We start from the raw sequence: 24,929 nt of genomic DNA, 5'->3' as shown, positions 1-24,929 counted from the left end.
CCGAGACGGGCGGTCGCCTGGCCCCGGCGGGCGGACAGCCCGATCTGTTCTGCTGTTACGGCGCCATCTCGTACGCCCCGGACAGCGCCTCGACGCGCTCCCAGACTCGGGCCGAGCGGGCGTCGTCGACGACCGGGCGACGGACCGCGCCCAGCGCCCAGTGCTGCTGTTCCGCGGTGGCGGAGTCCTTGCCGTGCAGTTCGACGGCGTGCGCGGAGAAGTCGCGTACGAGGACGGAGAACAGTTCGTCGAGCACGTCCTCCTCGACGCCGGTCAGGCGCGCCTGTTCCAGGATCAGCTGGCCGTGCACGACCAGCGCGAACAACTGGCCGACAGCGAGAAGAAGATCGAGGTCGCGGCTCTGCTCCTCGCCGGGTGCTGCGGTGGTGACGAACTCGCACAGGGCGTCCGCCTGCTCGCGGAAGCGGCCGACGTTGGGCACATCGGCATACGCGTCATAGGCGGTGCGCCAGTCGTGGAAGCGTATGGAGCCCAGGCCGCGGGCCGGTCCCTGCCGGAAGAGGAAGGCGTCGTCGGCCGCGTCGAGGCGGGTCGGCACGGGGGCGTACTGGGCCGGGTGCAGCAGGTGATTGCGCATGAACTTGAGGATCAGCGCGAGGTTGACGTGGACCGTGCCCTCCAGCTTCGGCAACCCCCGGATCTCGACGGCGGCCTGGGCGAAGTAGGTGTCCTTCTCGAAGCCCTTGGCCGCGATGACGTCCCACATCAGGTCGATGACCTTCTCGCCCTCCGTGGTCACCTTCATCTTCGTCATCGGGTTGAACAACAGGTAGCGACGGTCATCGGGACCGGCGGAGCGGAAGTAGTCGACGGCGCGGTCGCTGAACAGCTTCATGCCGACGAGGCGGACGTACGCGTCGGTCAGCTCGCGGCGCACGTGCGGGAAGGCGGTGACGGGGCGGCCGTAGAGGATGCGGTTGTGTGCGTGGGTGACGGCCTCGTACATCGCGTGCTCGCAGATGCCGATCGAGGCGGTGCAGAGGTTGAACTTTCCGACATTGACAGTGTTGAGGGCGGCGTCGAAGGCAGCGCGGCCGGTGTGCAGTACGTCGTCGGGGCCGACCGGGTAGTTGTCGAGGCGGAACTCGCTGACGTACTTCGAGGAGTCGACGACGTTCTTCACGAGGTGGTACGCGGGGTGGCGGCTGTCGGCGGCGAAGAAGACGTAGCCGTCGGGGCCCTCGACGTCGGTGCGGCGGCCGAAGACGGAGACCAGGCCGGCGGCGTTGCCGTTGCCGATGTAGTACTTGGAGCCGCTGGCCCGGAAGCCGCCGTCGCCGTCGGGCTCCAGCAGCATGTCGGTGGAGTAGATGTCCGCCCCGTGGGCCTTCTCGGACAGGCCGAAGGCGAACACCTCGCCCTGGGAGAGGAGTTCCGCCGCACGGGTGCGAGCAGCGGCGTTGTCGCTCTGCCAGACCGGGCCGAGGCCGAGGATGGTCACCTGCCACGCGTACCAGTAGTCGAGCCCGTAGAACCCGAAGATCTCGTTGAGGGCGGCGATCCGTGCGGTGTCCCAACGGTTGTCCTTCTGCCCGCCGGCGGAGGCCGGGGTGAGGAAGGTCGAGAACAGGCCTTCCTTGGCGGAGAACGCAAGGAAGTCCGCCAGCCACGCACGGGAGCGGTAGTCCTCGATCAGCTTGCGCTTGCCGCGGTCCTCGAACCAGTCGACGGTGGCGCGCAGCAGCCTGCGGGTCTCGGGGTCGAAGTGCGCCGGGTCGTAGGTGCGCGGGTTGAACAGCAGTGGGTCGGCCATGGATGTTCGCCTTTCCGGCTTGAGGGTCGAGGATTGTGGGCTGGAGAGCTTCAGGTAAGTAGGGCTGACGGGAGTGGTCGGGACGGACCGGTGGCTCGCCGGCGTCGGTTCAGCGTTCGGGACCGAGCCGGTGAAGCGTCTCGAGTACGTCGTCGAGCCAGGCGAGCGTCATCCGCTCGTACGCGATGCCGCCGCGCAGCACGACATGCTGGAGCTCCCGCCCGGCATCGGGCGTTCCGGGAACCTCGGGTCCCGTGAAGTCACGCCGCTCCCCCACGAGATAGTGCGCGAGTCGTTCGGTGTGCGCCTGGTGGTGCCGCTCGACCTCGCGGATCAGCGCGGCGGGGTCGTCGAAGGCCGCGCCACGGATCTTCACGGCGAGGTCGTGCCGGACGCTCTCGGGCTCGATCGGCTCGTGCAGCCACTGGGAGAGGGCGGCCCGGCCCGGGGCGGCGACGGAATACTCCTTCTTGTCCGGCCGGGCCTGCTGCGGCACCTCGCGGACGTCGATCCAGCCGTCGCTCTCCATGCGCTTGAGGACGCGGTAGATCTGCTGATGGGTCGCGGTCCAGAAGTAGCCGATGGACCGCTCGAACCGCCGGGCCAGCTCATAGCCGGAGCCCGGCTTCTCCAGCAGGGAGACGAGGATCGCGTGCTCGAGCGCCATACCCCGATCCTTCTATGCAACTAGTTGCATAGACAAGCGGCACCGCCCAGGTGAGACACGGCTCACCCGGGCGGCCGGGCGGAGCCACAGCGCACCTGGGCTGCTTCGAACGGGAGCCGTTCCGGGCCATGGCCCGACCGCTGGACAGAGGTACGGAGCTCTTCCACGGGCGCGTGTCCTGGCCCTGGACGGGATGCTGCTCGCCGTCCCCGACTCGGTCGACAACCGGGAGACCTTCGGCAGCGCGGCTCGCAGCGCAGCCCGACGGGTTACCCGCAGGCGCGGGTGGTCGCGGTGGCGGTCCTGGCGGCGACGAAGACCGTGGCCGCAAGCGCCGGCACCAGCAGCCCGGCGCAGACGTAGCTGGAGACCTCAAACCCGCTGGTCATCGCCTCGCGCGCGGCGTCCGCGGCCGCTGCGGTCCGCGGGTCGGCCGAGAGTGAGGGGATCATCGATCCGGCGCTCTCCGTCACGACTCCGCCGAGTTGCTCGGCGTCCTGGCCCAAGAGCCCGGTACTGGTGAGGCGGTCGCGCAGGCTGGAGGTGAGCGTGCTGAAGAACAGCGTAGTGAGTACAGCGATGCCGAGCGCGGAGCCCACACCTGACCCGCGAGGGCTCGCCGCTGACGAGCTCCCCCCTCCAGCGCCGAGGTGAGTGCTTCGAGAAGCCATCGGGCGGGGACGCCCCCGGCGAGATTGTGCCCGCCATGTGATCCAACTCCACGCTTGCGTACGGCACTCAGGGGGAATAACCCTGGCTTCTCAGGGGGAACAAGGGGGGCCTGCTCATGACCGCGGGGGATCCACAGAGCCGTATTCCGGCCTATCCGGGCGTCGAGCGCTTCATCGACGCGTTCGACAAACTGGTGGTACAGCCGCGGCGCAGCCGCAGCAGAGTGCCGGTCGTCCTGCTCAGCGAGCCGGGCGGCGGCAATGCGGGACGCCGGATCGTCACGGGGCTCCGCTCACGGATGCGCGGCCGCAGCGAGGTCCTCGCCCCACACGCGTACATCCCGCAGATCCCGGACGGGACCGACCCGCCGCCGCTCGAACTCTTCGAGCATCTGACCCTTCAGCTCGCCGAGACCATGCCGCCCGGCACCGGTGAACTACGGCTGCACAGCTACCGGTTACTCCGCTCCGTCGTCACCGCCCCCGCCATCGAGGGACTCATGGAGCGCCGCCACGCCGAGCTGCGCAATCACTGCTACGCAGAGCACCGCAACTGGTCGCGTACCGCCCAGACCCTGTGGTGGCTCGGCGGCCGCGACCAGGCCAGCGGCGGCACGCTGCTCGAGCTGCTGTGGAACTTCATCGCAGGCCCGCTCTTCCAGCGGCTGCCACGCGCCTTCTACGGCTGGCGCGCCAACCGCCGCATGCTGGGGCGGGCCCGCAGCCGCAGCTGGTACGCGGAGTGGGTACGCCGTCAGCACGGCAGCCCGCCCACCGACTTCTTCCGCTCCGCGCTCGACCTCGTACACGGCGAGCCCGCCAATGAGCCGGAGCGTATGGACCGAGTGCTCATGCACGCCCTGCTCGCCGACCTCGACCAGGCGTGCCGGGCCCGTCTCTTCAACCCCTGGCGGCGACGCCGCACCTCCCGCTTCGTACTGCTCTTCGACGAGGCAGGGCCGGCCGACTCGCGCGTCCAGCGCTTCCTGCGTGAACTCCGCTCCGCCATGGAGGACTTGCGCTGTACCTCGGTGTTCGCCGTGGCGGGCGGCGTACGTTCGCTGGCCTCGCGCATCCCCGACATCGACGCATCGGGCCTCGCCCACGCCGGCGCCGAGCTGGTCAACATCGAGCGGCGCGGGATGTCGCCGGGTCAGCCGACCGGCATCGTCGTGCCGGTGGCCGAGGGACCCGAGGACGACCAGGCGGCGGTGTACTGGCTCGGCCGCTGGCCCACGCTGGTGACCCCGTCGCCGCGCTGGGGTCCAGGCGCCGAGGTGGCCGGAGTGCTCGGCATCGGAACGCTCGCCCTTGCACTCGCCGCCGGCCTCGTCCTCGTACCGGACATCGGGAGCCGCGAAGAGGACGACCCCTGCCAGGGCTCCACCTTCCTCGGCACGGACGGGCAGTGCGTCGGTGTCGCCGAAGGCGCGGCCGGCTTCGGCAAGGAGCCCAGTGAGCAGGCCGTACGGGCCGTACTCCAGCAGATCGAACAGCAGAACGAGGAGGTCGACAAGGAGCTCGCGGGCCGGCCCGGCGACGACCCGCGCCCCGGTCGCCGCACCGTCGTCTACTTCGGCCCGCTCACCGGCGGCAAGGACGCCGAGGACCCGGTGCGCGGCGGCACATTGGCGGAGCTGCGCGGCATCGCGCTGGCGCAGCAGCACATCAACGCCCAGGCGCTGCGTTCCGGCGAGCGCGTCCCGCTGCGGGTGCTCGCCGCCAACGCGGGTGACCGTTTCAAGGACGCACCCGCCGTCGCCGACCGGATCGCGGAGCTCGCCGCGAGCGATCCGTCCATCGCGGGCGTCGTCGGCTTCGGTCAGAGCCGCCGCAATACGTACGACGCGATACGCACACTCGACAAAGCGGGCATCCCGATGGTCGGTACCTCGGGCACCGCCGATGAACTCCTTCTCCAGGGCGAGCACTACTACCAGACGGCCCCCACCGATGCGCGCGCCGCCAAGCTGATGGCAGCGTTCGCTTCGGGCGCGGGGATGACCACGGGCGGGCAGAAGGCGCGCCGGGTGAGTCTCATTGCCGACGCCACCGACGCCTACAGCAACAGCCTTGCCGCGTCCTTCCGTGCTTCGTACGGGCCCGGGCGCACCGACGTACTCCTCTACACCCCCACCGACGCACCGGAACCGGGACCTGTGCCGGGTGCACTCGGCGGGCGACCCGTGCCGACCGTGGAGGACCTGGCCCGCGAGGTCTGCCGTGCCGTGCGGGATGAGCCGCGGACGGCGGTGGTGTGGTCGGCGCGGGCCAGCCAGTTCCAGCTGTTCCTGGCCGAGATCGCCCGTATCTCCGGCGGCTGCCCGAAGATCAGCGTGCTCGGCGGCGACGACGTCACCAACACGCTGACGGAAGAGAGGCGCCCCTGGGACGACTTCAAGGGCCTCACACTCTTCTATGCCTCGCACGGCTACGCCCCCACGCTGGCGGCACGGAGCCCGGAGGCCGCGGCCTTCCTCGCCGCGTACGACCGTGCCTACGGCGGCGACCACAGCGCCAGGACGAAGGCCATGCGCGAGGACGGCCATGTCGCGCTCGCCTGGGACGCGTTGCGCTATCTCGCCGAAGGCATCGACCAGGCCTGGCGCACCACCGGCGGACATGACGACCGCCTCGACCGCGGGCTGCTGCAGGGCGTGCTCTACCAGGGCCTGGGCGGCGGGGGCTTCGACGGCGCCACCGGCCGTATCGACGCGCACGGCGCGGCGGGCGGGGGCCGGCTGACGGAGGACAAGCTGCTTGCGGTGCTGCGGGGCAGCAACGACGAGCCGACGACCGAGCTGCTGTGCGGCACGGTGGCGCGCGGCGATGAACGCACGACGTGGGGGCCGAAGGGCGAGGAGCACCCTTGCCCGTAACCGCGCCGGCTCACACGGGGCCCGAGCTCCCGGCGGGACCTTCTACCCGCTCACCGAACGCGTCGCCCAAGGGGCCGGCAGCGGGCCCGAAGCACTCCTGCACCACATGCACGACGACCTCGAAGAACAGCTTCGAAAGGGCCTTCGCGTCCTTCGGGGCAACCTTCCCCGCGTCCTCGATCCAGGGCAGCTCATCAACCCTGGCCGATGCGATCTGGGGGGCGCTGTGGGCGTAGGGTCGGCGAGGGTGGGACGTTGCCGACTCTGTGGAGGTGGGAGTGTGGATGCCTCACGCGGTGCGGACCCGCCGGCACCATCATTGCCGCGCAGGCTGGCCGCATTGGAGATCTGTCCGCTGACGGATCGGTCGGGAGTGCACGCGGCCGGCGAGATCACTCTGACCACCCGCACGGCGTGGGAGCGGACACTGGAGGATTTGGTCGGCGGGGGTGGTGACGACGTTCACCTGGACCTGTCCGCGGTGACGTTCGTCGACGTGGCGGGTGCGTCCGCCGTGGCGTTTGCGGCCCAGCAGCTGGGCAGCGGCAGGCGCATGGTCCTCACGGGGCCGCCGCCCGGACTGCGGCGCGCTTTGGAGATGTTCTGGCCCGGCTTGGTGGCGATCGAGGTGAGGGCGTGACGCACTCGGCTGAGTCGTTCGTCCACCCGGCGTTGTTCTACCGGGGAAGCCAGGAGTACCTGGCCGGGACGGTGCCGTTCATCCAGGAGGGTCTCGCCCTGAGTGAGCCGGTGGCGGTGGCTGCCCCCGGGAGCAACCTCGAACTGCTGCGCGCGGAGCTGGGGGGAAGCGCGGAGACAGTGCGGTTCATCGACATGACCGAGGCCGGGCGCAACCCGGGGCGGATCATTCCCAAGGTACTGCGGGCCTTTGCCGATGCCCATCCCGGCCGGCGGGTGCGGATCATCGGTGAGCCGATCTGGGCCGGCCGTACTCCCGCCGAGTACCCGGCCTGTGTCCAGCACGAGGCGCTGATCAACACCGCGTTCCGCGGACGGGAGGTCACCATCGTGTGCCCTTACGACGCCGCACGGCTCGATGCCGCGGTGCTCGCCGACGCGTACGCCACACACCCCGTCGTCGTCGACGGAGGACGTGAGGAGCGCAGCGACACGTACGACCCCGACCGGGTCGTGGCTGCCTACAACCAGCCGCTGGCACGCCCGCTGCGGGCCGCCGCGTTCGCCTTTGAAGCCGAACGCCTTCCCGATGCCAGACACTTCGCGGTCGAACGGGCCAAGCACCTGGGTCTGACGGGCCGGCGTCTGGAGGACTTCGCCCTGGCTGTCGCCGAACTGACCACCAACAGCGTGGTGCACGGCGGTGGATCAGGCACCGTATGCGTCTGGGACGAGGGCGGACAGGTCCTGTGCGAGGTGAGGGACTCAGGGCAGCTGAGAGACCCACTGGCGGGCCGACGCCCGCCCCTGCGCGACCAACTCGGCGGCCGGGGCCTGCTGATGGTCAACTACCTCACCGACCTGGTCCGCCTCCACACCGGCCCGGAGGGCACCGCGATCCGCTTCCACCTCGGGTACTGACCGGGACACCGAACTCCTGGCGCGTGGCGGATGGAATGCTTGCCGAACGAAAAGCGAGATTCCTAAAACGCGCGCATGGAGAGCCAAACCCCGGGCACATGAGGTCCTGGAGGTTGATAACTATGGTTCCCCTACTTCTCGTTCTCCTGCTCGCCCTCATTCTCTTCGGTGCCGGATTCGCATTGAAGGCACTGTGGATCGTGGCGGTGATCGTGCTCGCCGTGTGGCTGCTCGGCTTCGTCATGCGCTCCGCCGGAACCGGAGGAAGCCGCGGCCGATGGTACCGCTGGTAGCGGCACGACCCCAGATGCGCAGGGCGGCCCCGGACATCCTTGTCCGGGGCCGCCCTGCGCGGCATTTCATTCCGGCGAATGGGGTTGCGTTGTGCACGAAGGAGCGAATCCAGGACAGGAACCGCGTATGACAGCAACCCTCCCGGACACTTCTCCATTTCCGGTATGCAGCAGCCACAAGATCGAGTTGGTCAACGGAAAGCCGTCCCGGAAAGGTTGACGAGGACTACCACGACCCTGATGGCACGTATGACGGCCGAAGGCTGCGCTGCCCCATGGGTCCGGTGGCCGCAAGGTCAACTCCTCCTCCAGCCGCGCCTGACGCCTCACTCCCTTGCTGCGGGGCACCCACCCCATGCCGACGGAGTCCATGTTCCGCCGATCTTCGTCGGCGTTGCAGCTCGTGGGCTAGTCTTTGGCGAATTTGCCGTCTTCAAGGGCGGCGGATCGTAGCGTTGGCTCGGGCATTGCGATCTGCCCGAGGTAGGCACTTCGCACCTCCCTGTACTGCTCTGGTAGCGGCCGAACTCGAGTGAGGTTGACATGGCTGACACGACCGGATCACCGTCTGCGATGGGCAGCACGGCTGCACGCGGCGGCGCCAAGGTCGGTGAGCTGGAGTTGCGGCAACTGCTTGCCGGGCTGACCGCCGTACGCGACGGTGATTTCGGCACCAGGCTGCCCAATGAGGCCGACGGCTTGCTCGGTGAGATCGCCACTGTCTTCAACGGCATGGTCGACCAACTCTCCTTGTTCACATCCGAGGTGACCCGCGTGGCCCGCGAGGTGGGCACCGAAGGAACACTGGGCGGCCAGGCCGAGGTACCCGGCGTGTCCGGCACCTGGGCGGATCTCACCGACTCCGTGAACGCCATGGCCGGCAACCTCACCGCTCAGGTGCGATCCATCGCGCAGGTGGCCACTGCGGTGGCCAAGGGCGATCTGTCCCAGAAGATCACCGTCACCGCGCGCGGCGAGATCCTGGAGCTGAAGAACACGATCAACACCATGGTCGACCAACTCTCCGCATTCGCCGACGAGGTGACCCGCGTCGCACGCGAGGTCGGCACGGAGGGCAGGCTCGGCGGCCAAGCGGACGTCAAGGGAGTCTCGGGCACCTGGAAGGACCTGACGGAGTCCGTCAACGTGATGGCCGACAACCTCACGGCCCAGGTGCGTTCCATCGCTCAGGTCACGACCGCGGTGGCGCAGGGAGATCTGTCACAGAAGATCCGCGTGGACGCGCGGGGCGAGATCTTTGAGCTCAAGGACACCATCAACACGATGGTCGACCAACTCTCCGCATTCGCCGACGAGGTGACCCGCGTCGCACGCGAGGTCGGCACGGAGGGAAATCTGGGGGGCCAGGCGACCGTGCGCGGTGTGTCCGGCACCTGGAAGGATCTCACCGACAACGTCAACGTCATGGCCTCCAACCTCACGGGCCAGGTGCGGTCCATCGCTCAGGTGGCCACCGCCGTGGCACGCGGCGACCTGTCGCAGAAGATCACCGTAGAGGCCAAGGGCGAGGTGGCGGCGCTCGCCGGGGTGATCAACACCATGGTCGACACGTTGTCGGCGTTCGCGGATGAGGTCACTCGCGTGGCGCGTGAGGTCGGTACCGAGGGCATCCTCGGCGGCCAAGCGCACGTCCCCAACGTGGCCGGGACCTGGAAGGACCTGACAGAAAACGTCAACTCGATGGCGAACAACCTGACCGGCCAGGTACGCAACATCGCCCTGGTGACCACCGCTGTCGCCAACGGCGACCTGTCGAAGAAGATCGACGTCGATGCGCGCGGCGAAATCCTGGAACTCAAGACCACCATCAACACGATGGTCGACCAGCTGTCGTCCTTCGCAGCCGAGGTGACGCGTGTCGCCCGGGAGGTCGGCAGCGAGGGGCGACTCGGGGGCCAGGCGGAGGTCGAGGGAGTTTCGGGAATGTGGAAGCGCCTCACCGAGAACGTCAACGAGTTGGCAGGCAATCTGACGCGGCAGGTACGGGCCATCGCAGAGGTGACCAGCGCTGTTGCCGAGGGCGATCTGACCCGCTCCATCACCGTGGATGCTTCCGGCGAGGTCGCCGAACTCAAGGACAACATCAACTCCATGGTGGGGTCGCTGCGGGAGACGACCCGGGCCAATCACGAGCAGGACTGGCTGAAGTCAAATCTGGCGCGCATCTCCGCGTTGATGCAGGGCCATCGTGACCTGGCTGTCGTAGCAGAGAACATCATGGATGAACTGACCCCTCTGGTGGAGGCTCAGTACGGTGCTTTCTATCTCGCCGTGGACGGCGACCAGGGCGTGGAACTGACGCTTGTCAGCTCCTACGGCCGCCCGGCGCGATCCGCCCCGGACACTCGGTTCAAGCTGGGCGAATCCCTGGTCGGCCAAGCTGCGCGCAGCCGCCGCGTCATCGCCACGGACAAGGTTCCCGGCGACTACGTCACCCTGTCGTCCGGCCTTGGCCGCACAACGCCGGGTAGCTTGATCGTGCTGCCGATTCTTGTCGAGGACCAAGTCCTCGGTGTCATCGAGCTCGCGTCCTTCACTGCCTTCGCGCCCGTCCACCGCGACTTCCTCGAGCGGCTCATGGGAACCGTGGGCGTCAACGTCAGCACCATCGTGGCCAACGCCCGTACGGATGAACTGCTCGGCGAGTCGCAACGCCTGACGAGCGAGCTCCGGGCCCGCTCGGAGGAATTGCAGGTGCAGCAGGAGGAACTGCAAAGGTCCAACGCCGAGCTGGAGGAGAAGGCCGCGCTGCTGGCCGCGCAGAACAGCGACATCGAGGCCAAGAACCTGGAGATCGAGCAGGCCCGCGGCGAGTTGGAAGCCCGCGCTCAGCAGCTGTCCCTCGCTTCGAAGTACAAGTCGGAGTTCTTGGCCAACATGAGCCACGAGCTGAGGACGCCGTTGAACAGTCTCCTCATCCTCGCGCAGCTTCTGTCGCAGAATCCCACGCGCAACCTCACGCCCAAGCAGGTCGAGTACGCGGGCATCATCCATTCAGCCGGGTCCGATCTGCTGCAATTGATCAACGACATCCTGGACTTGTCCAAGGTCGAGGCCGGCAAGATGGACATCAATCCGGAAAGAGTCCCGCTGCGTCGGCTCCTGGAATACGTCGAAGCCACATTCCAGCCGCTCACCGTTCAAAAGAGCCTCGGCTTCACGATCACCACAGCACCTGGAGTGCCGGCCGATCTGCTCACCGACGACGCGCGGCTGCGTCAGGTACTGCGCAATCTGCTCTCCAACGCGGTCAAGTTCACCGAACGCGGCAGCGTTGAACTTCGGATTGAGGCGGCGGCGGACAGTGAACTGCCGCAGACCATGCGCCGGGGCGAGCCCACCGTGGCGTTCCGTGTCAAGGATTCCGGAATCGGCATCCCCGAGCAGCAGCTGGAATCCATCTTCGGTGCCTTCCAGCAGGCAGACGGCACCACGAGCCGAAACTACGGTGGAACAGGGCTGGGTCTGTCCATCAGCAGGGAGATTGCCCATCTGCTCGGAGGTGCGGTCACCGCTGAGAGCACGCTGGGCCAAGGAAGCACTTTCACCCTTTATCTGCCCGCGTGCCGCACGGACTTCGAACACCGCGCCGCACTGGCGCCGAGCGCCGAAATCGCCAGTAGTGAAACGGCCCCCGACGACATCCTTCGTCCCACCGCTCCCCCGGCCCTTCAAACGTTCCCGCGCCAACGACGCCTTCTGGTGATCGAGGAGCGGCCGCGTGGCCTCATGACGCTGGTCGCCGAAAGCACCGTCACCGAGTTCACCGACAGCCGCGACCTGACCGACCCGCGTGCCTCAGTGGAAGTCATCAGCGCCCTCGGAGCCCAGGAGGCGGCCGCCGCGCTCGCCGCAGAGTCCTGTCACTGCGTCGTACTGGACCTGGACATGCCCGACGGCGAGGCCCTGCGGTTCCTTGACGCCATGGACGGCGACGCGGGACTCCGCGGCGTTCCCGTCCTGGCCCACAACAACCGTCGTCTGGGCCAGGCACACGAACGGAAACTGCAGACGCGAGCCGAGACCCAACCGCTGGAGCTGCTCTCCAGCCTGGACGAGCTGCGGGAACGGATCGCCCTGTACCTCTCCGCCGAGCAGCCGGGCGACGTCCTGCCACTCATGCGACCCGAGGAAGCCGCACTCGCTTCGCCCCAGGACACTGACGAAGCCCTGGCCGGGCGCACCGTCCTCGTCGTCGATGACGACGCCCGTAACCTGTACGCCCTCAGCGGCATCCTGGAGCTCCACGGCATCAACGTTCTGCATGCCGAGAACGGCCGTAAGGGCATCGACACTCTCTCCGAGAACCCCGGTGTCGATCTCATCCTGATGGACGTGATGATGCCGGAGATGGACGGCTATACCGCCACCGCTGAGATTCGGCGGATGCCGGCCCACAGCACGCTGCCGGTCATCGCCGTGACAGCCAAGGCCATGCCTGGGGACCGCGAGAAGTGCCTGGCCGCAGGAGCCAGCGACTACGTCACCAAACCGTTGGACGCCGATGACCTCATCGCGTGCGTCCGCCGCTGGGTGAACACGTAGCCGGCTCCCCGCCCCGGCCAACCACTTTCGCGCGTCAACCATCCCGTCAGGAGCAGCACTACGGTGAAAACCCCCCAGCAGCCCGAAGAGCCCGTCCGGGATGACGGGCCGCTGGGGGCTACCTCCGATCACCGGTACCCCCGCGTCAGTACCCTGCCCCCGTCCTACGGTTCGGAAGACAGCACCAACGACGAGGCAGGCTCCGGGCTCTCCGACATCCTGGAGCGCGCCCGGGCTGAGGTCAGCGCTGACCCGGTCGGCGCATCGGCGGTCGGCCGACTGGCCGCGACAGTCGAACGCCTTCGCCGCGAAGTCCAGGCAGCCCATGCCGCCGCTGATGGCCGCGCCTTGATCGAGCTCGCCAAAGGCGTCCTGATCGAGCGGCTCCACTGCGGCCCCACCGAGGCAGCCGGGCACCTCGCCGGGCTGGCCGAACAATCGGGCATGTCACAGCTTGAGCTGGCTGCCGACATCATCAATCAGTCCGCACAGGACAATTTCACCGAGGCGGCCCGCGACTTCATTTCTCGGACCAACAGCGCCAGTGAGACGTCCGACGGGACAGCCGGATCTGTCGCCGTCCGGCTGCGCGCGGCCGAGAGCGGCGCGCTGGCCGCAGACGACACGCAGGCCGTGGCCGAGTCCGTCATGCAGCACGCGCTTGCCCCGCTGGGTGCCACTGCGGTCGCCATCTGGGCAGCAGGACATGACGCGTCTCTCACCCTCGCCGGCAACGCCGGGTTCGCTGCGGAAGAAGCCGGGCGCTGGCATTACGTGCCGCCCGGCGTGGAGACCGTGGCCCGCCGAGCGCTGACCGAGCGCCAGACCGTGTGGTTCCAGGCACTCGACGAAGCGGGCCTTCCCTCAATCAGCGATTGTCAGGCAACCGGTGGCGGTCGAGTGGCCGTACCGGCCGGCGCCGGCGGCCGGATCATCGGAGTTCTGGAAATCTGCTGGCCCCACCGCCTTGCGCCGCAACCGCCTCAGATCCAGCGTCAAGTGGAAGCCCTCGCTGAACTCTGCGCCCACACACTGGAAACGTACACAGCGCCAGTCATCGGTTCACCGGGCGCACCCAACGCGCTGAATCGAGACCTCGCCGAACTGGTCGACCTCGTCGACGGCCTCTACGACCCCGCTTTGGTGCTGCTGCCTCACCTCGAGGCCAACGGGCACCTGACCGACTTCCGCATCCATCACACAAACCGTCACTTCGTCGATCCTGCAGGTCGACCGCGCACCGCCGTCAGCGGAGCGATGCTTCTGGAGGCCTACCCCATGGCCGCCGGCGACAGTGACCTGTTCGAGAAGGTAGAGCGGGTGCATGCCACCGGTGAACCCTTCCACGCCCAGCGGATGACGCTCACCGCGCTGGTCGATCAGGTGCCGCTCGAAGCTGTTGCCGACATCAGTATCAGCAGGCACGGCGGTGCCGTATTGCTCATCTGGCGGATAGAAGACGAGGCAGGCCGGCTGGCCAGCCTGTTGCAGCACGCCCAGCGCCTGGGCCGCATCGGGGGTTTCGAGGAGAACACCACGACCGGCAAGATCACATGGAACCAGCAGCTGCACAGCCTCCACGGCCTGCCGCCCACCGCTGCACCCATACCGTTGGAGCAACTGCCCGCGCACGCCCACCCCGACGACGCAGTCGCCATCGGCCGCTTTCTGCGTACGCTGTTTCGGCGTCGGCGGGCCGCTTCCACTGCCTTTCGTCTGCAACGTCCCGACGGCATTACTCGGCACGTGCGGGTCGTCGCCGAGCCGGTTCTCGACGCGGACGATCGGCTACTGGCTGTGCGAGGTGCCTTCCAGGACATCTCCTCCCAGCACTGGACCGAGGTGGCGCTGGCAGCGACACGCGACCAACTCGCCCACACGGAACAGGAGTCGGCCGAGCGCAACCGCCTGGCTCTGCAACTCCAGCAGGCAATCATGCCGCCCGCCGGGGGGCCGATCAACGCTCCTGGGCTCAGCGTAGGAGTGCGCTACCGGCCCGCGGAGACCGAGCACCTGGTCGGCGGCGACTGGTACGACGCATTCGTCCTGCCGTCCGGCCAGGTGCTCGTATGCGTCGGTGACATCGCCGGCCATGGAATCGAGGCTGCGACCAGCATGATCGTCCTCCGTAACGCCCTGCGTGGCCTCGCGGTTACCGGCGCAGGCCCCGCGCAGCTCCTGACCTGGCTCAACATAGTGACTCACCATCTGACCGAGCCGGTGACCGCCACTGCGGTCTGCGGTCTTTACGATCCCAGCCGCCGCGTCCTGCGCTGGGCCCGTGCCGGTCACCTGCCGCCCGTCCTGGTGAGTGGGCAGCAGGCCACGACGCTGCCGCTCATCCGCGGCATGCTCCTCGGCGCCGTCGCACAAGCGGAATACGAGGAAGGCGAAGTACGACTCGAGGCGGGCGACACGTTGCTGATGTACACCGACGGACTGGTCGAGCGAAGGGACTCCTCAATCCACGACTCACTACAGCATCTGATCGCCACCGCGAGCGTTGCCACCCAGTCGCTGGAACAACGACTGGACCGGCTCCTCACTCACAGCAGGGCAGACACCGATGACGACACATGCGTCGTCGGCCTCCAGGTGGAGTGATGGTGCGCTACGACGTTTTCGGGCATCCCGGCACTTGACCGGAATGCTCGTGCGCGGTCGGGGAATGCGCATTCTCGCCGGACCTTCACTCTGGAAAGGATGACGCATGTCGACAGCCACACCGTCCACACGCCACATGGCCACGGAGTCGCTGCCCCAGAACAACTTCCAGGACAGCGTCGGTGAACTGCCGTGGATCGAGGACACGGAGAAGATCGCACCGAAGGACGCGCGCGAGCTGTCGAAGCTGTTCTTCGATCGACTGCGGGTCCTCGATGAAGGCACCCACGAGTACCAGTACGCCCGCAACACGCTCATCGAGATAAACCTGTCCCTGGTCCGGTTCGCCGCCCGCCGCTTCCGCAACCGCGGCAACGGTGAGATGGAGGACATCATCCAGGTCGGCACCATCGGTCTGATCAAAGCCATCGACCGCTTCGACCTGTCTCGCGAAGTCGAGTTCACTTCCTTCGCCATCCCCTGCATCGTCGGCGAGATCAAGCGGTTCTTCCGCGACACCAGCTGGGCCGTCCACGTCCCCCGTCGACTCCAGGAACTTCATGTCGACCTGACCAAGGCCAAGGAAGAACTCGTCACACGCCTCGGCCGCCAGCCCGGCGTGACGGAGTTGGCCGAGCACCTCGGCCTCAGCGAGGACGAAATCGTCGAAGGCCTCATCGCCTCCAACGGCTACGCCGCCGGCTCCCTCGACACGCCGGGCGGCACCAACGACGAAGGCGCCGGCAATGCCCCCGCCTACACCGAGATCCTCGGCGAGAGCGACCCCGCAATTGAACTCGTCGAAGATCTCCACGCCCTCGCCCCGCTCCTTGACCAACTCGACGGGCGCGAACGCCACATCATCGAGTTGCGCTTCGGCCAGGAGAGGACCCAGTCCCAGATCGGTGAAGAGCTCGGCATCTCCCAGATGCACGTCTCCCGCCTCCTCGCCCGCACACTGAAAAAGCTCCGGACCGGCATGCTCACCGACCACTGACCGTCGGCACCGGTCCCTTCCCACTGAGCACATGCGTGGCTACGCACGACGCACAGCAATGAAGTTCGGCGCGCAGGAGATCCCTCGGCCGAGAAGCGGCGGCATGGACGGCAGAGGTCAATCGTCCACAGCGCCTTCCTGGTGGAGTGCGTTCGCGCGGTCGATCTCGGCCATGTGCTCTTCGGCCCAGGCCCGGACCGCGGCCAGCGGCCCCTCCAGGGACAGACCCAGCGGGGTGAGCCGGTAGTACACCCGCGGCGGCACGGTCGGCTCCACCCGACGGCCGACCAAACCGTCGCGGGTCAATCCCCGCAGGGTGACCGACAGCATCTTCTGGGAGACACCGGTCATGCGGCGCTGCAACTCCGCGAAGCGCACCTCCTGCGGAGATGCCTCCGCCAGGACCTTGACGGCCATCGAGGTCCACTTCGTGCCGATCCGGTCGAGCAGACGGCGCGTCGGACACTGCGGGTCGAACAGGTCGCCGCGCGCTCCCCTGGGCGCTCGCGCTGCGGGAGGGGTCACCTGGAGCTCACCACCTGTGGCAGAAGTGCGGTCTTGGAGCGCCCACCGTAGTCACCTACGGTTTTGTTGTCACCATTCGTAACCCCTTGGAGTCATCATGACCGTCGCGCCGGCCCTCGCCCTGCACAACCACCCGGCCGGCATCGAGCTCCGGCGCGTCACGGCCAACGACGTCGAACTCAACGTGGCGCTCGCGGGCGAGGGCCCCGCTGTCCTGCTGCTGCACGGTTTCCCCCACACCTGGCAGTTGTGGACCGACGTCCTGAGCGGACTGGCCCGGCGACACCGGGTGATCGCACCGGACCTGCGCGGCTTCGGCGCGAGCGCACGCGCGGCAGACGGATACGACGCCGGGACCCTCGCCTCCGACGCCGAGGCGCTCCTCGCCGAGCTCGGGGAGACATCCGCATCCGTGGTCGGCATCGACCTGGGGACCCCGCCCGCCTTCCTCCTCGCCATGCGCCGCCCCGGCCTCGTCCGACGGCTGGTGGTCATGGAGTCCCTCCTGGGCAGGCTGCCCGGCGCGGAAGGATTCCTCAGCGACGGGGCACCGTGGTGGTTCGGCTTCCACAGCGTGCCCGGCCTGCCGGAATCGGTGCTGACCGGCAACGAGGCGCGCTACATCGACTGGTTCCTCGAGGCCGGCACCCTCGGTCAGGGCATGCGCCCTGCCATCCGTGACGCCTTCGTCGCCGCCTACACCGGCAGCGACGCCCTGCGCTGCGCGTTCTCGGCCTACCGCGCGATGCCCCCCAGCGCCCGGCAGATCCAGGAAGCTGTCGACCGGGGCAGGTTGGCCCTCCCCGCCATGGCCATCGGCTCCCACCCGGTGGGCCGGGCCCTCGAACATCAGCTGCGGCCTGTGGCGGACGATCTCGTCGGCCACGTCATGGAGGACTGCGGCCACATCATCCCGCTGCACCGTCCCGAGGCTCTGCTCCGTCTCCTGCTGCCGTTCCTCGCCGCCTGAGTCGCCCGCGGGCAGGGATGGTTGCGATCGGGGGCGTGGCCGTGAGACCGGTAGGGCGATGACTGCGCGCTTCGCGCACGTGTGGCGCCTTGAGCACGGTGTGCCGGTCGCGTTCGAGACCATCGCGGACACCCGCACGATGGTCGCCGCCATGACATGACGGCCTGATCAACCGGGCTCCGAAGTCGGGATACCAGCCGCTGCCACCTCGATCTTACGGGCCAGGTCGTCGGCGTCCGGGTGGCCCAATTCGTTGAGAATGCCCACGGCCCGTCGCCAGACGTCATCGGCTGAGGACCGATCGCCCTGCGCGTCGCGGGCGTCGCCGATGTGGGCGAGAGTGTCAGCCTCCAGGTAGTGGTCGCTGATGTTCTGGTAGATGGCGAGGGCACGTCCGTAGCAGGCGAGCGCGTGCTCGTACCGGCAGCGGAGGATGTGGGTCCAGCCGATCTCGTTGAGGACGCTGGCCTGTCCGCTGACATCCTCGCTGGGCCGGTACAGGGCGAGCGCTTGCTGATAGTGGTCCAGGGTCTCGCCGTGGCGGCCCTTGCCGTTGGCCGGAAAGGCGAGGGAGCGGCGAGTGCGAGCGTGGCCGGCACACCCTGTCCACGGCGCCGGGTGCGCCGGCCGTCTCGCCCGCAACGCCACCGTCTACCCTCGGTGCCGGGCACCGCGCGAGCGGCGTACGGGCGGGCATCCATGCTGGAGGATTCCGTTGACCGCGGTTTGCGACCCCCGGCCGTTTCCGCCGCGGCCGCCTGCCTGTGCCCCGGCGGCAGACTGATACTGCGGCACGGGCAGCGGAGCGCCGCCTGCCCCGCCATCGACCCAGGAGGTGCCGTCCGTAGTGGCCGATCACGACCGGCCCGGCCGGCCCCGCCCCATCGAACGCCTCGCCGCGTTCACCGCCCTGGCGGCGCTGCCGGGAGCGCTGACCACCCTCATCGTCGGAGCGGTCATGAACTGGGCGGCCCTGGTAGCCACCGTCGCGGCGCTGCTGGTCGGGGTGACGGCAGGCTGGCACGCGGTTTCGCGCAGAGGAATGCGACGCGCGATGGCGGGCCTGGGCATGGTCCTCACCGCGGTATGGAACCGCCGGGGTGGCGAGGGCGGTTCGGCCGGGAGTGGCGTCCTCGTACCCCGTGCTCATGGCGAGCACATGCACGCGGGCATCGTTCCAGACACCTCCGAGCGCGGCACGGCGGCCGTCGGAGCGCTCGGCCGGCGCCCGCTGGCACGTCCCGCTCAGCGCACCGGGATGATGTCGGGGGCGCCGAGCCGCACCGCGTCGGCCGTCTGGTCGTCCGGCTGCTGCTGAGCCTCGCGTTCGGCCGCCACCCGCTTCAAGTAGTGGTCGACCTCGCGCTCCCGGTGCGCCCGGTCCCACTCCAGATGAGGTGCCATGAGTTCGGCGACGGTACGCGCCGCGTCCACGCCGCGGTCCCAGGACTCGATGGAGATCCGGGTACGCCGGGCGAGCACATCCTCCACATGGCGGGCTCCCTCATGGGTCACCGCGTAGACGGCCTCGACCCGCAAATAATCGTCGGAGCTCGGCAACGGCTCACCGAGTGAGGGGTCGGCTCCGACCATGTCGAGCAGTTCTTGCACCAGGGAGCCGTAACGGTTCAGCAGGTGTTCGATGCGGGCGACATGCAGCCCGGAGCGCTTGGCGAGATTGTGCCGGGAGTTCCACAGGGCCGGATAGCCGTCGGCACCGAGCAGCGGAACGCGCTGCGTGACGCAGGAGGCCACCTTCTCGTCCAGACCACGGGCCGCCTCGTCGACCGCGTCCTTGGCCATGACCCGATAGGTCGTGTACTTGCCGCCGGCCACCACGACAAGCCCGGGGACCGGGTGCGCGACCAGGTGCTCCCGGGACAGCTTGCTGGTCTCCGCGGCCTCGCCGGACAGGAGCGGGCGCAGACCGGCGTAGACGCCCTCGACGTCCTCGGCGGCCAGCGGTGTGACCAGAACGCGGTTGACGTGTTCCAGCAGGTAGCTGACGTCCTTGGAGCTCAGCGCGGGGTGGGCCTTGTCCAGTGTCCAGTCGGTGTCGGTCGTCCCGATGATCCAGTGCCGCCCCCAGGGGATGACGAACAGCACGCTCTTCTCCGTGCGCAGTATCAGCCCGGTGCGGGAGATGATCCGGTCACGCGGGACCAGCAGATGCACGCCCTTGGAGGCGCGGACGTGGAACTGGCCGCGGGTACCGGCCATGGCCTGGGTGTCGTCGGTCCACACGCCGGTCGCGTTGATGACCTGCTTGGCTCGCACCTCGGTCTCGTTGCCGGTCTCCAGGTCCATGACCACAGCTCCCACCACCCGCTCGCCCTGGCGCAGGAAGCGGCTGACGCGGGTGCGGTTGGCGGCCAATGCTCCGTAGGCGGCTGCGGTGCGCGCGAGGAACATGGTGTGCCGGGCATCGTCCACCTGGGCGTCCCAGTACTGGATCGCGCCGACCAGCGCGTCGGAGCGCAGAGCGGGCGCCTCGCGCAGTGCCTGGCGCTTGAGCATGTGGCGGTGGTGGGGCAGGCCGCTGGAGGTGCCCGAGGCCGCGGCCATGGTGTCGTAGAGCAGCACCCCTGCGCCGACGTAAGGGCGCTCCCAGACCCGGTGTTGCAGCGGGTAGAGGAAGGGCACCGGCCGCACCAGATGCGGCGCCAGGAGCTGGAGCAGGAGTCCCCGCTCCTTGAGTGCTTCGGCGACCAGCCGGAAGTCGAGCATCTCGAGGTAGCGCAGGCCGCCGTGAATCAGCTTGCTGGAGCGGCTGGACGTACCCGAGGCCCAGTCCCGGGCTTCGACGAGACCGACCGTCAGGCCCCGGGTGGCGGCATCGAGGGCTGACCCGGCGCCCACGACACCGCCACCGACCACGAGGACGTCCAGCTCACCCTCTCCCAGCCGGACGAGAGCCGCTGCGCGTGCCTCGGGCGAGAGAGCCACCGGGTTCGCCATCGGTCTCCTCCTCGTGCTGCGGTCGCGCCGCGCGTGGCCGGGGGCGGGCCCGGCGGGGACCTACTCGACCTTGGCCCAGTCGAGCGTGCGCTCCACCGCCTTCTTCCAGCCCGCATAGCCTTCCGCGCGCTGCTCCTCGGACCACCCGGGCTCCCAGCGCTTGGACTCCTGCCAGTGGGTGCGCAGCTCGTCGGTGTCCTGCCAGAAGCCGGTGGCCAGACCGGCCGCGTAGGCGGCACCGAGCGCGGTGGTCTCGGCGACGACCGGGCGGCTGACCGGTACGCCGAGGACATCGGCCTGGATCTGCATGCACAGGTCGTTGGCCGTCACACCGCCGTCGACCTTGAGCACGTCCAGGTGGACGCCGGAGTCCTGCTCCATGGCCTCCACCACGTCGCGGCTCTGGTAGCAGATGGCTTCCAGGGTGGCCCGCGCCAGGTGGCCGTTGTTGTTGTACCGGGCGAGGCCGACGATCGCGCCACGGGCGTCGGAGCGCCAGTACGGGGCGAACAGGCCCGAGAAGGCGGGGACGAAGTACATGCCGCCGTTGTCGTCGACGGTGCCGGCCAGACGCTCGCTCTCGGCGGCGTCAGTGATGATCTTCATCTGGTCGCGCAGCCATTGCACCGCGGACCCGGTGACCGCGATGGAGCCCTCCAGGGCGTAGACCGCCGGGCTGTCGCCGAACTGGTACGCCACGGTGGTGAGCAGACCGTGCTGCGAGCGGACCAGTTCGGTCCCGGTGTTGAGCACCAGGAAGTTGCCGGTGCCGTAGGTGTTCTTGGCTTCGCCGGGCGCGTAACAGACCTGTCCGACGGTGGCCGCCTGCTGGTCGCCGAGCACCCCGGTGATGGGAATGGCGGCGCGCAGCGGCCGGGAGGTACGGGTCGCGCCGAATGCCTCCCGGTGGGAGGACGGGTTGATGGTGGGCAGCATCGCCCGGGGAATGTCGAAGAAACCCAGCAACTCGTCGTCCCAGTCGAGGGTCTCCAGGTTCATCAGCATCGTTCGGCTGGCGTTGGTCACGTCGGTGGCGTGGATGCCGCCGTCGGGACCGCCGGTGAGGTTCCACAGGACCCAGCAGTCCGTGTTGCCGAAGAGGGCATGGCCCTGCTCCGCCGCCTCGCGGACGCCGTCGACGTTCTCCAGAATCCACTTGATCTTGCCGCCGGAGAAGTAGGTGGCAGGCGGCAGCCCCGCCTTGCGGCGGATGACGTCACCCTGGCCCGAGCGTTCCAGGGCGGCCGCGATGGAGTCGGTGCGGGTGTCCTGCCAGACAATGGCGTTGTAGTAGGGACGGCCGTCGCGGGGGTCCCAGACAACGGTTGTCTCCCGCTGGTTGGTGATGCCGATCGCCACCAGGTCGGACGGGGACAGGTTCCCGTGCCGGAGGGCGTTCTGTATGACCGAGTTGGTACGTTCCCAGATCTCCACCGGGTCGTGCTCGACCCACCCCGAGCGCGGGAGTATCTGGGCGTGCTCCATCTGGTGCTTCGCCACTTCGTTCCCGTCGTGGTCGAAGATCATGAAACGCGTGCTGGTGGTTCCCTGGTCCACCGCGCCGACGAAGTCCGCCATGGCATGCCGCCTCTCCTGTGGGATGGACTGGGTTGCGGCCTCGCGCTGAGCCGGTCAGGGCTCGGGGGTCGGGACGCGTCCGGGGGGCTCCGGCTCCGCGGTCGGCAGGAAGCGGCCGATGAAGAACTTGTACAGGAACGCGCCGAGCACGCCGCCGACAAACGGACCGATGATCGGCACCCAGAAGTAGAAGTTCCCGTACTGATCTCGCCACGCTCCGCCGTACCCCGTGAGGAAGCTCGCCAGCCGGGGCCCGAAGTCACGTGCCGGGTTGATCGCGTAGCCCGCGTTGGTGCCCCAGGCCATACCGATGGCCACGACAACCAGGCCGATGATGAACGGGGCCAGGTTGGCGCCGGGGGGCGTGTTGAGCAGGTCGGTGATCGCCATGATCAGCAGCAGCAGGATCGCGGTGCCGATGACCTGGTCGCGGAACGCGCCCCATTCGCCGACCGGCAGGTTCGGGTTGCCGTTGGCAGGAAGCGTGGAGAACACGAACTGCGTCTTGATGGTGTGGCCGGGGTCGGCCTTCGCCAACGCTTCGGTGTAGTTCCAGCGCACGATGAGGGCCGCCACGAAGGCGCCGGCCGTCTGGGCCACCACGTAGGGCGCCACCTTGCTCCACGGGAAACCCTTGAACGTCGCCAGGGCCACGGTCACAGCGGGATTGATGTGAGCTCCACTCAGTCTCGCCGCAACATAAACGCCGAGGGTGACACCGAGACCCCATGCCCAGGCGATGCTGTCGTGGTTTCCGAGGCCACCCGGGGGATCCGTGAGGGCTCCACCGGCGACCACTTGGGCCACCACACCGCAACCGAAGAGGATGAGAACCATGGTGCCGGCGAATTCGGCCGAAAGCTCGCCGATCAACCCTGATCTTTTGAGTCGCTCAGCCATGGAAGCCCACTTTCCGCCGGCCCAGTACCGGCCGTCGACTGCCCGATTCATCCACATATCAGCATAGGACGATCAAGGGTCAACCGCACGCACAGCCCTTGCTCACCCCTTGCTCACCGTGCGGTGGGCCTCGCCGGCGCGGACCGGCCGGCTTTCGTCACCAGCATTGCGACTCGTCCGGCAGGTGGTGAACGGGCTCACTCCGCAGGTCAGAGCCCCTCCGAGCTCGGCCGCTGTGGGCGGCATCGAGAAGCGGCCGTGCGATGGCGTTGAGGGTGCGCCCGACGATGCTCAGCGGAGATACCGGGAACCGGCGGCGGGATGATGCCGGCAGGGGGCCGGCAGAGGGCCGGCAGAGGGCCTCTGACCGGCAGGGACGCAGGCCACGCCGGTCAGAGGCCTGCGCTCAGCTGTCCTTGGCCGCGGGCTCCAGGACGAAGACGGGGATCTCGCGGTCGGTCTTCTTCTGGTAGTCGGCGTAGTCGGGGTACGCCTCGACGGCCCGCTCCCACCACACAGCCTTCTCGTGCCCGGTCACCTCACGGGCCGTCATGTCCTGACGCACCGGGCCGTCCTGCAGCTCCACCCGGGGGTCGGCGACGACGTTGTAATACCAGACGGGGTTCTTCGGGGCGCCTCCCAGCGAAGCGACCACGGCGTAGGTGCCCTCGTGCTCGACCCTCATGAGCGGGGACTTACGGATCTTGCCGCTCTTGGCGCCCTTGGTCGCCAGGAGGATGACGGGCATACCGCGCATCGTCGTTCCCTTGGTACCGCCGGAGCTCTCGAAGAGCTCGACCTGGTCGCGCACCCACTTCTCCGGGCTCGGCTCGTACTCGCCCTCAAGAGGCATGTCATCCATCCCATCGTCGGAGACTCGCGTACAGGGGCTCAACGCCCTGGGGCCACGCAATCATCCCGCCGGACGTTCGTAGCGGAGCAGCACGGTCCGCGCGTCGAAGGACCGCGATTCGACGAACCCGAGGTTCAGCCGCTCCTTCCCCTGCAGGAACAGCGGCCTGCCGCCGCCCAGGACCACCGGGTGCACGACGATGTGGTACTCGTCGATCAGGCCGAGCTCCGTGAGGGCGGCCGGCAGCGTCGTACCGCCGGTCAGCAGCAGGTCCTTGCCCGGGCCCCGCTTCAGGGCCGCGACCTCTTCGGCGAGGTTCTCGCCGATCACTCGGACGTTCCCGTCCGGCTGTTGCAAGGTCCTGGAGAAGACGATCTTCGGAGTACGGCGCCATACGGGCGCGAAGGCGAGGTCGTGCGGGTCGTCGGAGATCGACTCGGCGTCGGGCCAGTAGCCGGACATCATCTCCCAGACCACACGCCCGTAGAGGAAGGTGTCGACGCGTTCCTGCAGGCCGTCGCCGTACGCGCCGAGCTCCGGTCCGAGCACCGGCCAGTCGAAGGCTCCGCCGGGCCCGTCGATGTGTCCGTCGAGCGATGAGTGGACAAAGTAAATGATCTTCCGCATGACCGTTCCTCCTGGTGCGCGGTGCGCCCCCTTCGGCGCCTGCACCGGTATGTCGAACGGGGGCGTGCCCGATCGACGCCCCAGGGGGAAAATCTTCCGCGAAGGCGCTGCAACGGCATTGCAACCTCGCCGGTGCTCTGCTGGCGGGATGACTGAGGCCCCGCGCGTGGAGCTGACCCCCGCAGCCGCCGATCTGTTGCGGCGGCTGCGGGCGGCCCACGGTCCGTTGATGTTCCACCAGTCGGGCGGCTGCTGCGACGGCAGCGCGCCCATGTGCTACCCGGACGGTGAATTCCGCACGGGCGCGTCCGACGTCCTCCTCGAGGACCTCCGGGTCGACGGCGTCGAGGAGTCCGTCTCCTTCTGGATGTCCAGGAGCCAGTACGAGGTCTGGAGCCACACCCGGCTCATCGTCGATGTCGTCGAGGGCCGGGGCAGCGGTTTCTCGCTGGAGGCGCCGGAAGGAGTGCGGTTCCTGATCCGGTCGCGCGTCGTGGGGGCATGAGG

The 24,929-nt window shown here is 68.5% G+C and carries 20 protein-coding genes and 1 pseudogene; 10 read left to right on the top strand and 11 right to left on the bottom strand.

The window, feature by feature from the left end; translation table 11 throughout:
* Positions 1-55 precede the first annotated feature (55 nt).
* From AB0D12_RS19055 to AB0D12_RS19045, 3 genes are all read right to left on the bottom strand, one after another.
* Complete coding sequence (locus AB0D12_RS19055) at positions 56-1,774, bottom strand: acyl-CoA dehydrogenase family protein (RefSeq protein ID WP_362683759.1); 1,719 nt, start codon at positions 1,772-1,774, stop codon at positions 56-58.
* 109 nt (positions 1,775-1,883) lie between these two features.
* Positions 1,884-2,441 carry a PadR family transcriptional regulator gene (locus tag AB0D12_RS19050; protein WP_362683756.1) on the bottom strand — a complete coding sequence of 186 codons (558 nt, stop codon included), beginning with the start codon at positions 2,439-2,441 and terminating at the stop codon, positions 1,884-1,886.
* Positions 2,442-2,710: 269 nt separating this feature from the next.
* On the bottom strand, positions 2,711-3,040 hold the full coding sequence (locus AB0D12_RS19045) for a hypothetical protein (protein WP_362683753.1): 330 nt from the start codon (positions 3,038-3,040) through the stop codon (positions 2,711-2,713).
* Between the two features lie 188 nt (positions 3,041-3,228).
* Here AB0D12_RS19045 and AB0D12_RS19040 point away from each other — a divergent pair, with 188 nt between their 5' ends.
* Positions 3,229-5,991 carry an ABC transporter substrate-binding protein gene (locus tag AB0D12_RS19040; RefSeq protein ID WP_362683750.1) on the top strand — a complete coding sequence of 921 codons (2,763 nt, stop codon included), beginning with the start codon at positions 3,229-3,231 and terminating at the stop codon, positions 5,989-5,991.
* A 118-nt stretch (positions 5,992-6,109) separates the two neighbouring features.
* Here AB0D12_RS19040 and AB0D12_RS19035 read toward each other — a convergent pair.
* A pseudogene (locus tag AB0D12_RS19035) lies at positions 6,110-6,205 on the bottom strand (RNA polymerase sigma factor SigF); the annotation flags it as partial.
* Between the two features lie 66 nt (positions 6,206-6,271).
* On the opposite strand from AB0D12_RS19035, the gene AB0D12_RS19030 reads away from it, so the two are divergent.
* The 6 genes from AB0D12_RS19030 (at position 6,272) to AB0D12_RS19005 (ending at position 16,011) form a co-directional block, all read left to right on the top strand.
* Entirely contained in the window at positions 6,272-6,631 is a 360-nt protein-coding gene (locus AB0D12_RS19030; protein WP_362683747.1) for an STAS domain-containing protein, read from the top strand.
* Positions 6,628-7,551, top strand: coding sequence for an anti-sigma factor RsbA family regulatory protein (locus tag AB0D12_RS19025; RefSeq protein WP_362683744.1), 924 nt, complete (start codon positions 6,628-6,630; stop codon positions 7,549-7,551). Before AB0D12_RS19030 ends, AB0D12_RS19025 begins: the two co-directional genes overlap by 4 nt.
* Before the next feature lie 122 nt (positions 7,552-7,673).
* On the top strand, positions 7,674-7,844 hold the full coding sequence (locus tag AB0D12_RS19020) for a hydrophobic protein (protein WP_326654632.1): 171 nt from the start codon (positions 7,674-7,676) through the stop codon (positions 7,842-7,844).
* Positions 7,845-8,417: 573 nt separating this feature from the next.
* Positions 8,418-12,410, top strand: a complete 3,993-nt coding sequence (locus AB0D12_RS19015) for a HAMP domain-containing protein (RefSeq protein ID WP_362684088.1) — start codon at positions 8,418-8,420, stop codon at positions 12,408-12,410.
* A 216-nt stretch (positions 12,411-12,626) separates the two neighbouring features.
* Positions 12,627-15,014 (top strand): SpoIIE family protein phosphatase, encoded by a 2,388-nt coding sequence (locus AB0D12_RS19010; RefSeq protein WP_362684085.1) that lies wholly within the window; start codon positions 12,627-12,629, stop codon positions 15,012-15,014.
* 136 nt (positions 15,015-15,150) lie between these two features.
* Positions 15,151-16,011 carry a SigB/SigF/SigG family RNA polymerase sigma factor gene (locus AB0D12_RS19005; RefSeq protein WP_362684082.1) on the top strand — a complete coding sequence of 287 codons (861 nt, stop codon included), beginning with the start codon at positions 15,151-15,153 and terminating at the stop codon, positions 16,009-16,011.
* Positions 16,012-16,128: 117 nt separating this feature from the next.
* On the opposite strand, the gene AB0D12_RS19000 is transcribed toward AB0D12_RS19005, so the two are convergent.
* Entirely contained in the window at positions 16,129-16,536 is a 408-nt protein-coding gene (locus AB0D12_RS19000) for a helix-turn-helix domain-containing protein (protein WP_362683739.1), read from the bottom strand.
* A gap of 97 nt (positions 16,537-16,633) precedes the next feature.
* Here AB0D12_RS19000 and AB0D12_RS18995 point away from each other — a divergent pair, with 97 nt between their 5' ends.
* Positions 16,634-17,506, top strand: coding sequence for an alpha/beta fold hydrolase (locus AB0D12_RS18995; protein ID WP_362683736.1), 873 nt, complete (start codon positions 16,634-16,636; stop codon positions 17,504-17,506).
* A gap of 168 nt (positions 17,507-17,674) precedes the next feature.
* Here the strand turns inward: AB0D12_RS18995 and AB0D12_RS18990 are convergent, their stop codons facing one another.
* Positions 17,675-18,148 carry a tetratricopeptide repeat protein gene (locus AB0D12_RS18990; protein WP_362683733.1) on the bottom strand — a complete coding sequence of 158 codons (474 nt, stop codon included), beginning with the start codon at positions 18,146-18,148 and terminating at the stop codon, positions 17,675-17,677.
* Positions 18,149-18,353: 205 nt separating this feature from the next.
* Here AB0D12_RS18990 and AB0D12_RS18985 point away from each other — a divergent pair, with 205 nt between their 5' ends.
* Complete coding sequence (locus AB0D12_RS18985) at positions 18,354-18,824, top strand: hypothetical protein (protein WP_362683730.1); 471 nt, start codon at positions 18,354-18,356, stop codon at positions 18,822-18,824.
* Here AB0D12_RS18985 and AB0D12_RS18980 read toward each other — a convergent pair.
* The 5 genes from AB0D12_RS18980 to AB0D12_RS18960 form a co-directional block, all read right to left on the bottom strand.
* On the bottom strand, positions 18,752-20,464 hold the full coding sequence (locus AB0D12_RS18980) for a glycerol-3-phosphate dehydrogenase/oxidase (RefSeq protein WP_362683727.1): 1,713 nt from the start codon (positions 20,462-20,464) through the stop codon (positions 18,752-18,754). The genes AB0D12_RS18985 and AB0D12_RS18980 overlap by 73 nt on opposite strands.
* Positions 20,465-20,524: 60 nt before the next feature.
* Positions 20,525-22,042 (bottom strand): glycerol kinase GlpK, encoded by a 1,518-nt coding sequence (gene glpK, locus AB0D12_RS18975; RefSeq protein ID WP_362683724.1) that lies wholly within the window; start codon positions 22,040-22,042, stop codon positions 20,525-20,527.
* Positions 22,043-22,096: 54 nt separating this feature from the next.
* Entirely contained in the window at positions 22,097-22,942 is an 846-nt protein-coding gene (locus tag AB0D12_RS18970) for an MIP/aquaporin family protein (RefSeq protein ID WP_362683721.1), read from the bottom strand.
* Between the two features lie 406 nt (positions 22,943-23,348).
* Positions 23,349-23,795 carry a nitroreductase family deazaflavin-dependent oxidoreductase gene (locus AB0D12_RS18965; protein ID WP_362683718.1) on the bottom strand — a complete coding sequence of 149 codons (447 nt, stop codon included), beginning with the start codon at positions 23,793-23,795 and terminating at the stop codon, positions 23,349-23,351.
* Between the two features lie 60 nt (positions 23,796-23,855).
* Positions 23,856-24,422, bottom strand: coding sequence for a dihydrofolate reductase family protein (locus AB0D12_RS18960; protein ID WP_362683715.1), 567 nt, complete (start codon positions 24,420-24,422; stop codon positions 23,856-23,858).
* 148 nt (positions 24,423-24,570) lie between these two features.
* On the opposite strand from AB0D12_RS18960, the gene AB0D12_RS18955 reads away from it, so the two are divergent.
* Positions 24,571-24,927 (top strand): DUF779 domain-containing protein, encoded by a 357-nt coding sequence (locus AB0D12_RS18955; RefSeq protein ID WP_362683712.1) that lies wholly within the window; start codon positions 24,571-24,573, stop codon positions 24,925-24,927.
* The last annotated feature ends 2 nt before the right edge of the window (positions 24,928-24,929 follow it).

The organism is Streptomyces sp. NPDC048479, from assembly GCF_040651435.1.
Classification (GTDB): Bacteria; Actinomycetota; Actinomycetes; order Streptomycetales; family Streptomycetaceae; genus Streptomyces.
Note: the sequence above shows the minus strand (reverse complement) of the source record. Positions and strands in the feature narration are given on the sequence as shown.

What these genes read in the sequence shown, in the direction of transcription:
- AB0D12_RS19055 (WP_362683759.1), bottom strand. Translation starts at nt 1,774, where the DNA reads ATGGCCGACCCACTGCTGTTCAACCCGCGCACCTACGACCCGGCGCAC.
- AB0D12_RS19050 (WP_362683756.1), bottom strand. Translation starts at nt 2,441, where the DNA reads ATGGCGCTCGAGCACGCGATCCTCGTCTCCCTGCTGGAGAAGCCGGGC.
- AB0D12_RS19040 (WP_362683750.1), top strand. Translation starts at nt 3,229, where the DNA reads ATGACCGCGGGGGATCCACAGAGCCGTATTCCGGCCTATCCGGGCGTC.
- AB0D12_RS19020 (WP_326654632.1), top strand. Translation starts at nt 7,674, where the DNA reads ATGGTTCCCCTACTTCTCGTTCTCCTGCTCGCCCTCATTCTCTTCGGT.
- AB0D12_RS19015 (WP_362684088.1), top strand. Translation starts at nt 8,418, where the DNA reads ATGGGCAGCACGGCTGCACGCGGCGGCGCCAAGGTCGGTGAGCTGGAG.
- AB0D12_RS19005 (WP_362684082.1), top strand. Translation starts at nt 15,151, where the DNA reads ATGGCCACGGAGTCGCTGCCCCAGAACAACTTCCAGGACAGCGTCGGT.
- AB0D12_RS18995 (WP_362683736.1), top strand. Translation starts at nt 16,634, where the DNA reads ATGACCGTCGCGCCGGCCCTCGCCCTGCACAACCACCCGGCCGGCATC.
- AB0D12_RS18980 (WP_362683727.1), bottom strand. Translation starts at nt 20,464, where the DNA reads ATGGCGAACCCGGTGGCTCTCTCGCCCGAGGCACGCGCAGCGGCTCTC.
- glpK (WP_362683724.1), bottom strand. Translation starts at nt 22,042, where the DNA reads ATGGCGGACTTCGTCGGCGCGGTGGACCAGGGAACCACCAGCACGCGT.
- AB0D12_RS18970 (WP_362683721.1), bottom strand. Translation starts at nt 22,942, where the DNA reads ATGGCTGAGCGACTCAAAAGATCAGGGTTGATCGGCGAGCTTTCGGCC.
- AB0D12_RS18965 (WP_362683718.1), bottom strand. Translation starts at nt 23,795, where the DNA reads ATGCCTCTTGAGGGCGAGTACGAGCCGAGCCCGGAGAAGTGGGTGCGC.
- AB0D12_RS18960 (WP_362683715.1), bottom strand. Translation starts at nt 24,422, where the DNA reads ATGCGGAAGATCATTTACTTTGTCCACTCATCGCTCGACGGACACATC.
- AB0D12_RS18955 (WP_362683712.1), top strand. Translation starts at nt 24,571, where the DNA reads ATGACTGAGGCCCCGCGCGTGGAGCTGACCCCCGCAGCCGCCGATCTG.